Annotated in this window: 10 protein-coding genes; 5 read left to right on the top strand and 5 right to left on the bottom strand. The window is 38.4% G+C overall.

The features are described from left to right. The first annotated feature begins 116 nt into the window (after positions 1-116). The 5 genes from ABXG98_RS00180 to ABXG98_RS00160 all read left to right on the top strand — a co-directional run bounded on the left by ABXG98_RS00180 (position 117) and on the right by ABXG98_RS00160 (position 9,755). The gene (locus ABXG98_RS00180) at positions 117-1,889 is read left to right on the top strand and encodes a PQQ-dependent methanol/ethanol family dehydrogenase (RefSeq protein ID WP_353536662.1); all 1,773 of its coding nucleotides are present in this window, start codon (positions 117-119) and stop codon (positions 1,887-1,889) included. 288 nt (positions 1,890-2,177) lie between these two features. Next, the gene (exaC, locus tag ABXG98_RS00175; RefSeq protein WP_353536661.1) at positions 2,178-3,698 is read left to right on the top strand and encodes an acetaldehyde dehydrogenase ExaC; all 1,521 of its coding nucleotides are present in this window, start codon (positions 2,178-2,180) and stop codon (positions 3,696-3,698) included. 172 nt (positions 3,699-3,870) lie between these two features. Next, positions 3,871-5,967: a 4Fe-4S binding protein gene (locus ABXG98_RS00170; protein ID WP_353536660.1), complete on the top strand. Its 2,097-nt coding sequence runs from the start codon at positions 3,871-3,873 to the stop codon at positions 5,965-5,967. Between the two features lie 82 nt (positions 5,968-6,049). Continuing rightward, positions 6,050-7,198 carry a nitric oxide-sensing protein NosP gene (nosP, locus tag ABXG98_RS00165; protein WP_353536659.1) on the top strand — a complete coding sequence of 383 codons (1,149 nt, stop codon included), beginning with the start codon at positions 6,050-6,052 and terminating at the stop codon, positions 7,196-7,198. Further along, positions 7,191-9,755, top strand: a complete 2,565-nt coding sequence (locus ABXG98_RS00160) for a NahK/ErcS family hybrid sensor histidine kinase/response regulator (protein ID WP_353536658.1) — start codon at positions 7,191-7,193, stop codon at positions 9,753-9,755. Before nosP ends, ABXG98_RS00160 begins: the two co-directional genes overlap by 8 nt. 145 nt (positions 9,756-9,900) lie before the next feature. Here ABXG98_RS00160 and ABXG98_RS00155 read toward each other — a convergent pair whose 3' ends face one another. The 5 genes from ABXG98_RS00155 to ABXG98_RS00135 form a co-directional block, all read right to left on the bottom strand. After that, a complete protein-coding gene (locus tag ABXG98_RS00155; protein WP_353536657.1) occupies positions 9,901-10,797 on the bottom strand; it encodes an alpha/beta fold hydrolase in 897 nt (298 codons plus the stop codon). 242 nt (positions 10,798-11,039) lie between these two features. Further along, positions 11,040-11,855 carry a hypothetical protein gene (locus ABXG98_RS00150; RefSeq protein WP_353536656.1) on the bottom strand — a complete coding sequence of 272 codons (816 nt, stop codon included), beginning with the start codon at positions 11,853-11,855 and terminating at the stop codon, positions 11,040-11,042. 35 nt (positions 11,856-11,890) lie between these two features. Then, a complete protein-coding gene (locus tag ABXG98_RS00145; protein WP_353536655.1) occupies positions 11,891-12,268 on the bottom strand; it encodes a hypothetical protein in 378 nt (125 codons plus the stop codon). A 277-nt stretch (positions 12,269-12,545) separates the two neighbouring features. Then, on the bottom strand, positions 12,546-13,202 hold the full coding sequence (locus tag ABXG98_RS00140; RefSeq protein WP_353536654.1) for a response regulator: 657 nt from the start codon (positions 13,200-13,202) through the stop codon (positions 12,546-12,548). Positions 13,203-13,368: 166 nt separating this feature from the next. Continuing rightward, positions 13,369-14,529 (bottom strand): porin, encoded by a 1,161-nt coding sequence (locus tag ABXG98_RS00135; RefSeq protein ID WP_353536653.1) that lies wholly within the window; start codon positions 14,527-14,529, stop codon positions 13,369-13,371. Positions 14,530-14,677 lie beyond the last annotated feature (148 nt).

Here is a 14,677-nt window from a genome sequence, read left to right as displayed (position 1 = left end):
ATAGTAGAAAAAAACATCAGGTTTTACCATGGTATTAGACTGCTTTAACGCTTAGCAATCAAAAGCAAAAATGCTAAGAGGTCAGCACCAAGTGAGACATAAAAGAGGAAATAACAATGATAACAACAGGTAAAAACAAGATATTGTCATTATCCGTGGCCATTTCTTTAGCCTTAAGTGGCGTGGCACAAGCAAAGGTAACAGATAAAGATATTGCTAACGATCAGATGACCACTAAGGACATAGTGTCTTATGGACTAGGCCTAAGAGGGCAACGTTACAGCCCTCTTGAAAAAATAAATACTGCTACCGTAAAAGATTTACGCCCAGTTTGGGCATTTTCACTCGGTGGTGAAAAACAACGTGGTCAAGAATCACAGCCACTAATAAAAGATGGCGTTATGTATGTTACTGGCTCTTATTCACGAGTATATGCTATCGATGCGATGACTGGTGATGAGCTATGGCAATATGATGCCCGTTTACCCGATGGTATCATGCCATGTTGTGATGTAATTAACCGTGGCGTTGCCCTATACGACGACCTAGTTATCTTCGGTACTTTAGACGCAAAACTCGTTGCCTTGCACAAAGACACCGGCAAGGTGGTGTGGAAAAAGAAAGTTGAAGATTACAAAGCAGGTTACTCCATCACTGCCGCTCCTATTATCGTTAAAGGCAAAGTTATCACGGGGGTTTCTGGTGGTGAATTTGGTATTGTCGGCAAAGTCAGAGCTTATAATGCCAAAAATGGTAAAATAGCATGGGAGCGCCCCACCGTTGAAGGCCACATGGGTTACATTTGGAAAAATGGCAAAAAGCAGAACAATGGTATTTCAGGAGGAAAACCCGGACAAACCTGGCCGGGTGATTTATGGAAATCTGGTGGTGCTGCACCTTGGTTAGGTGGCACTTATGATGCTGATGTCGATTTACTATTCTTTGGTACCGGTAACCCAGCGCCATGGAACTCACATTTACGCCCTGGAGATAATTACTTCTCATCATCTCGCTTAGCAATAGACCCTGATACCGGAAAAATTGTTTGGCACTTTCAAACCACACCACACGATGGCTGGGATTATGATGGTGTAAACGAGTTGATTTCATTTGACTATAAAGACAAAGGTAAAACCGTTAAAGCCGCGGCAACAGCTGATAGAAATGGTTTCTTCTATGTACTAAACCGTGAGAATGGTGACTTTATTCGCGGTTTCCCTTTTTCCGATGAAATTTCTTGGGCTTCAGGGTTAGATAAAAATGGCCGCCCAATTTATATCGACAACATGCGTCCTGGCGATCCAAGCAAGTCAAAAGATGGTAAAAAAGGCAGTACTGTTGTTGCTATTCCTTCCTTCCTAGGTGGAAAAAACTGGATGCCAATGGCATACAGCCAAGACACAGAGTTATTCTATGTGCCATCAAACGAGTGGAAAATGGATATCTGGAATGAACCTACTGCCTATAAAAAAGGGGCGGCTTATCTAGGAGCAGGTTTTACCATACAGGCGCTTAATGAAGAATACATTGGTGTATTAAAAGCAATAGATCCGAAAACTGGTAAAGAAGTGTGGCGTTATAAAAACTACGCGCCATTATGGGGTGGGGTGTTAGCAACAGCCGGTAACCTAGTTTTTATGGGTAACCCTGAAGGATATTTATTAGGTTTTGATGCTAAAACCGGTGAAGTAAAATACAAGTTTAACACGGGCTCTGGCATTGTTGGCTCTCCTGTAACCTGGGATATGGAAGGCGAACAATATATTAGTGTGTTATCAGGCTGGGGTGGCGCAGTACCTCTTTGGGGTGGCGATGTAGCTAAACGCATCAAACACTTAAATCAAGGTGGAAGCGTTTGGACATTTAAACTACCCAAAGAACTGGAATAACCCTCACAACTTAAAGATAAATAAAAAGGCTTTTGGATAAAATTCAAAGGCCTTTTATTTAATAATAATGACCGATGAAGAAGCGAGAAACCTTAGCTCTACCCCACATAAATCGAATGAACTCCTCCTAAAGTATGATGTTATTTGTGCAAAGGAACAATAGCAGCAACGACCTTAGCAAGACTAGTATAGATACACGACAAAACACTTTGGTAACCGCCAAAGTAAACATTTAATAGGGCCATGGAAAAGAGTAATACTCTTGTTGGTCTAGATACGAGGTGATATATGATCTACGCATACCCAGGCAGTGAAGGCTCTGTCGTTTCTTTTAAACCTAAATATGAAAACTTTATCAATGGTCAGTGGGTAGCTCCTGTTAAAGGGAATTATTTTGCTAACACCAGTCCTGTTACCGGTGAAGAATTTTGTCAAATTCCCCGCTCAACTTCTGAGGATATAGAACTGGCATTAGATGCGGCTCATGCTGCTAAAGATGCTTGGGGCAGTACATCTGTACAAGAGCGTGCTAATATTTTATTACAAATAGCCGATCGTATTGACGCTAATTTAGAAGCAATTGCCGTAGCAGAAACATGGGACAATGGTAAACCTGTACGTGAAACTTTAGCTGCTGATATTCCATTAAGCTCAGATCACTTCCGTTACTATGCTGGATGTATTCGTTCACAAGAAGGCTCATTATCGCAAATTGATAATGATACCGTTGCTTACCATTTTCACGAGCCTATCGGTGTTGTTGGCCAAATTATCCCTTGGAACTTCCCCATTTTAATGGCGGCATGGAAACTTGCCCCTGCGCTAGCAGCAGGGAACTGTATTGTATTAAAACCGGCAGAACAAACCCCAGCCAGTATTTTAGTTTTACTGGAAATTATTGCCGATTTATTACCCGCTGGCGTACTGAACGTAATTAACGGGTTTGGTAAAGAAGCAGGAGAAGCATTAGCGACAAGTACTCGTATTGGAAAAATCGCTTTTACTGGCTCAACTGCTGTCGGTGGCCATATTCTAAAATGTGCAGCTGAAAACTTAATTCCCTCAACAGTAGAGTTAGGTGGTAAATCACCGAATATTTTCTTCTCGGATGTAACTCAACACGAGGATGATTACCTTGATAAGTGCGCTGAAGGTTTTGTGCTTGGCTTCTTTAACCAGGGTGAAGTCTGTACTTGTCCATCTAGAGCGCTGATCCAAGAAGATATTTTTGACGACTTTATTGCCAAAGTTCTTGAAAAAACGAAAAAAATTGTTCGAGGCAACCCATTAGACACTAACACTATGGTGGGTGCTCAAGCATCAAAAGAGCAGTTTGATAAAATTATGAGCTACTTAGAAATAGGTGTTCAAGAAGGTGCTCAAGTGCTTTCTGGTGGTAGTAATGAAAACTTAGGAGACTCTTTAAATACAGGCTTCTACGTACAACCCACCATTATGAAAGGTCATAATAAAATGCGCATTTTCCAAGAAGAAATTTTTGGACCGGTTGTTGCTGTGACGACCTTTAAAAATGAAGCTGAAGCGCTTGAAATAGCTAACGATTCAGCCTATGGCTTAGGTGCTGGTGTATGGACTCGTGATGCTAATCTTGCTCACCGCATGGGAAGAGGAATACAAGCTGGCCGTGTATGGACCAACTGTTATCATTTGTACCCAGCACATGCTGCATTTGGTGGTTATAAAAAATCAGGCATAGGCCGTGAAACCCATAAAATGATGCTAGATCACTACCAGCAAACTAAAAACTTACTAGTGAGCTACAGCACCAGCCCATTAGGTTTCTTTTAAGTTAAAAGCATTGATTAAATGAGTGTTATGAACGCAAAATGTGACACTCATTTTATATCAAGCATTTTAACTACACTATTGCTAAACCTTAATGACGATTTATTTGAGTGTTAACATGCCTTTTAAAAAAGACAACCACTCCAGATGTTGGATGCCCATTCAGCTTTGCTTTATGTTAACACTCTTTTTTTGTACCTTTACTTTCAGTGCAATAGCCAATCAAGACGCCACACCAATTTCAGATGACATTGCGCAACTATTTCCCAGTGCAACCCGTGTTGGCACCGTCGATAAAAATATTGCGGTAACCCCTGTTTATCAACTCAATGAATTACTAGGCTATGCGTTTGAATCCGATAATTTTGTTAATTTTATTGGTTTTTCAGGACAAACTATTAATTTATTAATTGGCATAGACACTCAAGGTGTTTTTACTGGACTAAAAGTATTAAACCACAATGAGCCAATTTTTTTACATGGGTTAGGTGAACAGCCTATGTATCGATTTGTTCAACAATACAAAGGACATTCTGTTAAAGAACGTTTTAATATCAATGCACGTAGTAAAACAGCTAAAGATACAACCTATTTCGATGGTATTACCCGGGCAACCATTTCAGTATTGGTGATCAACGACACCATCATAGCCTCAGCCTTAAAGGTTGCCAGAGAAAAGCTATCCGGTTTTATTGCGCCTTCAGCAGTGATAATTAACCCCGATTATTACCAAACGCTGAACTTCAATGCCTTAGTGGCTCAAAACTATATTAGTCATTGGCAACTAACATCTGACCAAGCATTAGCCTTGGCTGAATCAACTTCACCCGCTTTGGTTAGTGAAATAAAGCAATTAAGCAAAGCCAATACTGTTCAAGGCGAGACGAATTTTATTGATTTTTACTATGCCTTTGTCAATATCCCAATCGTTGGCAAAAATCTACTCGGTGAAGATGAATATCTACGCTTACTAGAGGGTTTACAACCTGGTGAGCATGCGCTGATGATATTTGGTCAAGGTGATTACCCATTTGTTGGTGAGGAATTTATTCCACAAACTGTTCCTAATCGGTTAACCGCTGAACAAGACAATTTACCTGTTGATATTCGTGATATAGATTTTTATAGCTATTACGATCCTTCATTTGCGATTACTGTGCCCACGTTTAATGAAATAAAGGTCTTTAGGATTAAATCACAATCAGGATTTCAATTACACAAAAACATATCACTATCTTTGGCGGTTAATTACAACCAGTCGTTTTTAAGCAAGCAACAGTACAATTTTACGACCAATAACACTCTGCCTGACATTTTATTTATTCATCAAAAAACAGACAAAAGCCTGCAAGAAAAACAGCCCTTATGGCTAAAAATATGGATAGCTCGAACAACTGAAATACTGATATTAGCCGCGTACCTTTTGTTAATAGTCTTTTTGTTTATTAAACAAAAAACGCTAGCAAAAAATGGCAAAATGACCAAAAAAATACGTTTTGTATCATTACTTTTTGTTGTTGGCTTTATTGGTTTCTATACCCAAGGCCAATTATCGGTAGTCAATATATACACTCTGCTGCTGTCACTCTGGGAAGGTTTTACCATTGAAGTGTTTTTATTAGATCCCATTATTTTTATCTTATGGATGTTTGTATTTATCACACTATTTCTTTGGGGACGCGGATTGTTTTGCGGGTGGCTTTGCCCTTTTGGCGCAATGCAGGAACTATGTGGCATGTTGGCAAAAAAGCTAGCGATAAAACAAATTAAAATAAAGCCTCATCATCATAAAACAGCACAAAAAATAAAATACCTGTTATTATTTTTATTAGTGGCAAGTTCCTTTTATTCACTAACATTAGCAGAGCGCTTAGCTGAAATAGAGCCATTTAAAACCAGTATCACACTTAATTTCGTTCGATATTGGCCATTCGTTTTATACGTTTGTCTACTCTTAATACTCAGTCTGAAAATTCATAAATTTTATTGCCGGTATTTATGCCCATTAGGTGCAGGATTAGCTATGATAGGACGCTATCCGTTATTTAAATGGTTAAGACGACGCAAAGAGTGCGGCTCACCTTGTCATCTGTGCCGAAATAAAAAGTGTGAGATAGATGCAATCAATGATAATGGTTCCATTGATTATGGTGAATGTATTCAATGCTTAGCCTGTTTAGTTATCATTGAAAGCCCAACCCTATGTGTGGTTAATAAGTATGCGCATAAAGCAATTAAGGTAGACAAACAGCATCCTAGCATAAAAAGTTAATACGCATTGGCCGCCTATCGTGCACATAATACGCTAACATTCTGTCTTTATACTGGCAGGCATAAATAATCTAAGGCTCATTATGAATGAATTAAAAACGATAACAGCAGTTACCAGAGCACCAGACCCATTTATGGCAAGTCAGGAACTGTATCAACAACTTCATCAAGAGCATATTGATTTTGTACTTTTTTACTGCTCTTCTACTTATACTCTTAAATCACTAGCGTCAGCCATGGAAGCAACATTTAAAGATATAGCTATTGTTGGTTGTACCACCGCTGGCGAAGTCACACATAGCGGCTACGAGCAAAATTCAATTGTTGCTATTGGCTTTTCTTGCCAATACTTTTCTGTTAGCGCCACCTTGATAGAGTCTATGGAAAAGTTTGACACTATTAGCGCGCAATCAACCATCAATAAGCTTATTGAACAATGTCAGCCAACCCATACTACCCCAAGCAAAAACCAACGCTTTTTACTGACATTACTTGATGGATTGTCATCAAATGAAGAGCAATTCTTAGTGACTTTAAATTCAGCAGCTAGAGGTATTCCTCATTTTGGTGGCTCAGCGGGTGATGATATACACTCAACCAAAACCCATGTCTATTATCAAGGCTGCTTTTTTCAAAATGCCGCTATTGTAATCATGGTAAACACTGCTTTACCTTTTGAAGTATTTAACTGCCACCATATAAAATTACCAACCGAAAAGTTAGTAGTAACTGCAGCTAATGCTAAAAGCAGAACCGTGTATGAACTTAACGCAGAGCCCGCTGCACTTGAATATGCAAAATTGCTAAATATGGATGTTAAAGACCTAAGCCCTGAGGTGTTTTCATTGCATCCCCTAGCAGTCAAAGTAGGTGGTCAATATTACATTCGGGCGATTCAAAAGGTAAATGAAGCAGATTTAAGTTTAACCTTTTACTGCGCCGTAGACGTTGGTATTGTTTTAACGGCTGTAGAGATGGGTGATATTTTTGAGCCAGTCAAAGCCAAATTAACCGAAATTTCTCAGCGTTATGGTAAACCAGAATTAGTACTCGCTTGTGATTGTTTTTTAAGGCGCTTAGAAATAGAACACAAAGGTATACACAAACAAGCACAAGACTTAAATCAAAAATATAATATTGCTGGTTTTAATACTTATGGCGAGCATATCAATGGCATACATTTAAACCAAACGTTTACCGGAGTCTATATTGCAGGCGGCGCTGATGAGTGAGCAAGTATTAAAAGATGAATTAGCGCAACTTAAAAAGCAAAATGCCAAGTTAAAAAAAATCAACAACGCGTTAATGAAGCGTGTTGAAGACAGTGGTGAAAACCAGTACGCCCCCTACACTGCGTTTGAACACTCTGTTCATTTAGCCGAACAAGTCAGAGAAAAAACTCAAACTCTAAATGAGACTTTAGCAAAATTAGAAAGTAGTAATCGCGCTTTAAAGCAAGCCAACGCTAAGGCTAACCTCTTTAAACAACGTTTTATTGATGCTATTGAAAGTCTTTCAGATGCCTTTGTTTTACTTGATAGTGAAGGTAGAATTATTTTACAAAACAGCAACTTCGCCAACTTTTGGCGTGATTCTGGCTTACCTATACAAGAAGGTGTCAATCTTAAAGATTTAAAAGCATTAGCCAAAACTCGGGGAATAATTCAGCGCGCTTCACCAGGTGATGCCTTTGCCAGCCCGGTATATCAACTATCAGACAATCGCTGGTTTCAATTAAACGAACATAGCACCAGCGAAGGCGGTTGGGTCATGCTTTATACAGACATTACCGCGATCAAAGCTCAAGAAAGCGCACGTTATGAACGTGGAATGGCGCAAAAGTCACGACTACTACAAAGCTTGATTGACAACCTTTCTCAAGGGGTGGTTTTGATTAGCAGCCTAAACAAAATTGAAGTGTGGAATACGCGTTTTGCCCAATTGAGCCAATTACCGCCCAAGTTATTACGTTCAATGCCTAATACTGAGCACCTTTTGAACTTAACTGAACTCGATCTAGCGCCAAAATCTCAACTAAATAGCGACTGTTACACCCAAACACTTACTGATGGTACTGTGCTTGAAATCCGCGATCATCCATTAGATAACGGCAAAATGATTAAAACTTATAGTGATATTACTGAGCGTCATCGCTATGCCGAATCTTTAAGAGAAAGTGAAAGCTGGCTACGGTTAATCACCGACAATGTGCCGGCGATGATTGCTTATGTGGGAAGGGATCTAAAATATCAATTTACCAACCAAGTATACGCCGACTGGTATGGCTGGCCTCAAGGCAGGCTAAACGGCTTAGAGTTAGAGCAAAGCCGAGTGCACTCAAATTTAACAAAATTAAAACCCTTTATCGACCTAGCATTACAAGGAGAAAGTGTTAGTTTCGAGATTGAAGAAACCAACAAACTAGGTGAACTTAGTTATTTGCTAAAGTCATATGTACCTAATCGCGATGTTAACGGAGAGATACTCGGCTTTTTTGTACTGATCCGAGATGTGACTGATCGGAAAAAAAATGCGATTGCCCTGCAAAAAGCCCATGACCAATTAGAGCTTAGAGTACAAGAGCGAACCTTTCAGTTACAAAGTTTAAACGACAAGTTACAAGTAGAAGTAGAAGATCGTCGTCAGGCGCAAGCAAATTTACTTAAAGCTAAAAGTGAAGCTGAGTTTGCCAATAGTTCAAAAACTAAATTTCTCGCCGCCGTTAGTCATGACCTACTGCAACCATTAAACGCAGCACAACTTTTTACTAGCTCGTTGATGGAACACCCATTAGCAACCAAAACTAAGCAGTTACTCAGCTCGGCTAGCAACTCCCTAGATGATTTAGAAAATTTAATATGTACCTTAGTTGATATTTCAAAACTTGATGCTGGGGTAGTTAAAGCCGATAAAAACGCATTTAAGCTTTCAGAATTACTAAACAACCTAGTGAGTGAGTACCAACAAACCAGTAAACAGTTTCAAGTGCAACTACACTATGTTACCAGTGATGTTGTAGTGCACAGCGACAGCGTGTTGCTAGCAAGGATTTTGCGTAACTTTCTCTCAAACGCCTTTAGATATACCACTAATGGCAAGGTATTATTAGGCTGTCGCCGTCAAGGTGACCATGTTTCTATCGAAGTTTGGGATAATGGCACCGGCATCGCGCAAGATCAAATCACAGAAATATTTAAAGAGTTTAAACGCCTTAAATCGTCTCAAACTGCCTTTAGAAATGGCCTTGGTTTAGGGTTGGCCATTGTAGATAAAATATCTAAGGTACTAGAACATCCAGTAATGGTGCACTCAAGACTAGGAAAAGGCTCAGTATTTTCTGTCAAAGTCCCCCTGGGTAAAGTTAATCATCAGCCGCAGTTAAATAACTCACTCAGTAGTATATTAGCCACACCAGTATTGGCACGCAGTAAAATATGGCTTATTGATAACGATGCCAGCGTCTGTGAAGGCATGGCAGAGTTACTCACCGGATGGGATTGCCTTGTCATCACCGCAACAAGCCTACAGCACTTGCAACAACAAGTGAATATTAATACTGAGCATGCTGATATGTTAATTGTTGATTATCACCTTGATGACGATGTTAATGGGCTTGATGTGGCAACAAAAATTAACAACTTACGTAATAAGCCGTTATCGGTAATGATGATCACTGCCAATTATAGTAAGCAGTTAAAAAATGAAGTCAAAGATAGCGATATTTTACTATTGAATAAACCGGTTAAGCCGATGGCGCTGAAAACGTCCATGCTGTATTTATTAAAATAGCCCACCCTAAAATATAAATAAAAAACACTGTGCTATCTGACGGTATTGTTCAACTTGGGTGAGTAATATTAACCGAATACAACTTGAAAACTACCGTTAAAAATACCAACAACTGGATTAAGTTGCGGCAGTACGCAAGCTATCCTTATTTATTAGTTGAAAATGTCCTCGCAAGCCAACTTTTAATCACCATAACAAGTTTTTCAGGCGTCGCCATATGCATCATGTGTTGGCTATTCTGAATAGCTGCCACATCTGCATTTTGTTTATCTTTTATAAAACTAGCAATTCCAAGGTAAGTTAGCTTGTTCATCTCTTCAAAGCATTTCTGAGTAGGGTTACCTAAACCAATGAAAAAGTCTTTTGTTTGTTCTGGTATATGATTAATTGCAATCGCAGGTGCTGTAATTCCAGAGTAATGGCGTTCTTCTTCCTCAGTAAAGAACCTCCCCAAAACTGAAAGGTCTGCATATGGTAAATAACTACCATCAGAATTTTTAACTCTTTGTGTATTATAGAAATTATCTTGATACTTTAATATATCTATTGTTGCGTAACCTAAGTCTGGGCACACTGCTAAGTGGTTGTCCATATAATTTAAATCTTGGATAGCATCGATATAAATTAGGCCTTTTACTCTTTCTGGAAAATGCCTTCCAAGGTGATTTAACTCCCCCCCAGCAAAAGAGTGACCTGCAAAAATAGCATTAGCAATATTCATTTTATTTAAAATTGTAATTATATCTTTAGTTAACCTAGCGGTTGAATAATTTTCATTGCGAGATTCTGAGCTTCCATGACCAACACGAGTTATCCCGATAACCCTAAATGATTCAACAAACGAAGAAACTAATGGATCAAATGTATGGGCATTAAGGGCAAGGCCAGCAAGAAATACAATAGGTGTACCTTTTCCACCCCAATCAACAACCTCTAATTTAATATTGTCGTCCATTTCTACGAAATGAATTTGGTGGTGTGTTTTATCCACCCATTGACTCGCATTAGCCATAGTTAAAAATGACGATATAATTATAATCAATGTAATCTTAATAATTAGATACTCCTTGACTGGATTAGACGCCTTGCAACTAAAAGCTTGCTAACATGCAATGTGTTGGCATAACTTATTTGATTACTACAAATTCGATGACGAATATGTTTATCTTTGCTATTGGTGAGCATTACGTCAATCATTAGAAATAAAAGGTTATTCAATCAGCATCTCGCTGATACTTTGTTGGTGTTCAAAAACTATTTACAGGGTCAAATTGCCTCAACTGGTTAATGATTAATTTGGTTTTCACCAAATCTATCCAACAAACGATTCGTTAACCCATGTGCTTTTTGCCGCTCTAGCGCATTAATATTTTTTAGAGTACGTTGTTTTATAAAATCTAATTTTAGATAAAAACTATCGTTTTGTGTAATCTTTAAACCAAAATCAGCATATGCTACAACTTTTAGGTGGTTGGGGTTTCCTGAATCTGGGTCATAGTGTTGATACCCTTGAACTAGCCTCAATATTGCCTGTTCTCCTCCAGCTACAGCAATGCTTTCGGAAAGTTGATATTTCAACTTATTAAATTTATCTCTTTGCATTATCGTTTCTTCTCGATTTAGATTCAGCAGGTGCTGGCTATCAAAGTATTCTTTTTCAGAAATGGTCCATAACATTGCCACAGCGTCATCAGATCCTAGCTCAATTGCTTTCATGAGAGGTTCAACAAAATTATGATTGTTAAAATCACGTTGCAAGCAATCCTCAAAGCGAGACAGAACATCTTCGATATACTCGTAAGGCTCACCATTTTCGTTGGCATTAATTAACCAGACGTTTAGCTCATCTTCTGTCTTTGGTAATATTTTACAATGACGAATTCCTTTTGCTTCAGACAAATATTCCTCAGGTGTTACAAAAAAATTCTCTGCCGTTTCAAATTCAACTGACTTTATTTCTTTTGAATTTGAATGTTTAAAAATGGTGCTGTTACTTTTATGTTCAATACTAAATTTAACATCGTTACTACTAGGAGCTTCGAAAAAAATTTCCAACAAAATCACGGCTAAAATTGATATAGCTAGAACAACTTTTTTCACGAGACCTCTCAACAGATTTATTAGGGCTAGCTTAGTTAATCGTTAGAGGTAATTATAACTTTAAATAACCAAGCTAAAAATAGCGCCATGAAGATGGCAAAAAAGTCAATCAGGTAGCCTTTCCCATTTAAAAAATCACCAACAGCAAAAGAAAGTGTTATAGGGGCAATATTCGGAATTAAGCCTTCAGAGCTAACACTTCGAATGCTTTGTGATACAAAAAACACCAACGTTATTGGTATTGCAATTCGACTTTTAACCCAAGTACCGTAAGCTCCATATGCAGGTAGAAGTACATAAAGCAAAAGACTAATAAGAGCACTCAAATTGCTTTCAAAGTCTATGTAAATTGTCGCAATCAGACCAATCAGTGAAAATAATGCAAGAATATAGGTCGCAATTTTGAATTTCACTTTACCCATACCTTTTGTGATCGAAACGGTTCTGTAATGCCCGTTTCACATTTATGTTAATCACACTTATACCCATGATTTTAGTAAGTTAGAAGGATTGATTCGCTTAGTAGAAAGCGCCGGCCATTAGATTCATTGTCAGTTGATTTTGATTCCAGCTTAAAACTACTGCAATGGCGTATTATTGAAGAACACTAATGAATTATACCTGATTGTTGGGTGCTGGGCTAAAAAAGAATTAATGCCCCTTGATAACCCTATTCAATACAACGTTGGCTTAACGCTTTAAATATTGATTAAAGTCAATATCGCTACAACCCAACACTACTTTTACCCGGTTTGACGCGCCGAGTTTTTTTAGAATAGAGGAAACATGAGACTTAACTGTGGTTTCTGAAATATGCAAATTAAAGCCTATTTGTTTATTTGCTTCGCCTTTAATTAAGTGTTTAAGTACAATTAACTCACGACGAGTGAGTGAAGCTATATTTTCAGGCAGGGCTTCAAAGTCTTTTTTAGTACTGGTATTTATTTGCGAGCGCATAATATCTGGTGGTAAATACACATTACCAGCAAATACACTGTCAATTGCTTCTCCTATCGTATCTTTTGAAGACGATTTAGCAATAAAACCCACAGCACCATAAGAGAGTGTCTGTAAAATTTTTTGTTTATCCTGCTCGGCAGACACAATCACAACTGGCGAAGTTGGGCATTCATTACGCAGATCTAACAAACCATTAAGCCCTGACATGCCAGGCATATTTAAGTCTAGCAAGATCAGGTCAATGTCATCGGTATCTTTAACCAAAGCCAATGTCGAATCGACATCTTCGGTTTCATAGGTGGTTGAGCCCGGAAATTTTAAGCCAATAATATTAACGATAGCATCTCTAAACAGCGGATGATCGTCTGCAACTAAAATTTTATACATAAAGCAAACCGCCGTGCAATGAATCAACTAGCCAACCTTAGCACTTTATATGCCATGAAGTAATCCTCCCTTAGTTGTAGATAAGTCATTTTTTAGTGCTAGATAATAAAAACGAATACCAACATTGCAATAAATATCGGTATTCAGCTACCAATTTAACTAGCTTTTAAAAAGTAATAACCGTACCTATCGCAAAAGTATTATTTTCTTCATTCACTAGCGATTTTGTAACATCTGCTTCTGTTTTATTATATTCAGCAACAAAGGTTAGCCCTGGGCGTATCGTTCTAAAGTAAGCAATGCCGGAGTTTGTATGAGTTGCATCAAGCGCACTACCTGTGTTTTCCACTTCAGATTCACCATGAGTTAAAACAAAGCGGTTGCCCTCAACACTATATGAAGCTTGCAATAAATAGCCATCTGATTCAATTGAATCATCACCAACAATATGGTCTAAGCCAGCAACATGGCCTAAACCTTCAGAGCTGAAACCTGACGCTGTCAAAGATAATCCTGAAAATTTAATGTTAACACCATAGCCAATACCTGACTGGTCTTGTTCAACACCATTAGTTTCGCTTGATTGTGAAACCCCACTCACCCAAGCTTTAACTGACGTTTCATCAAGCGTAGCGTTATACATTAACTCAGCTTCAAAACGCGGCATGTCTTCAGATGAACTCGCACTGGTTTTATTTGGATCCATTATGCCTACAGCTAATTTAAAGCCGCTGATATCAGGACTACGATAAGTGATTTGAGATTTAGGAAATGCGTAGGTATAACCTGTACTGATATTACCAAAAGACACATTACCACCATCAACTAAACCAAAAAAGTCAGAGGTTTGACCAAAGCCTAGTAGTAATTCATCGCCTAAAATGTTGGCTTTGTTGTAAAGACCAAAATCTTTACCGACGAGTACTTCACCCCAGTCACCACTGACCTTGCCATAAAACTGTCTAACATCAATCAAAGAACCTGTGCCTAAATCACCTGCTGATGCATCGCGTGCTTGATCAGCATCATTGATTGAAACCCAAAAAGAAGATCGCATTTCAATTTTAAGATCATCAAGTTGGTTGGCAAAGTTAAATCCAATATTGTTTGGTAAAAAGCCCATTTTTACTCGAGACTGATCTCGATCGCTAGCAACGCCTTCAGCATCGACTGTGTCTATGGTGCTGTTTACATAAAACACATTAACTAAACCATCAGTACTAAAAGTCATACCGTCATTATTATAAAGTTCAATGGCGGCATTTGCGTTAAAATTAACTATGGTTAATGCGGCGGTAATCAAGCTTACTTTAGTGCGTATTTTCATGTCTGTTCATCCTGTTGTTATCATTATTTATCAAAACTATGATAGAAACTCAGATCAGAAAAAAGAATGACTCAATATAAGCATATACCCCCTTACTTAGTCGTAAACTAAAGGCTTACTGCTTTAGTAGGGCAAGGATGAGAGAAAA

Origin of the sequence: Colwellia sp. KU-HH00111, from assembly GCF_040362745.1 — a bacterium.
In the GTDB taxonomy this organism is placed as follows: domain Bacteria; phylum Pseudomonadota; class Gammaproteobacteria; order Enterobacterales; family Alteromonadaceae; genus Colwellia.
Note: the sequence above shows the minus strand (reverse complement) of the source record. Positions and strands in the feature narration are given on the sequence as shown.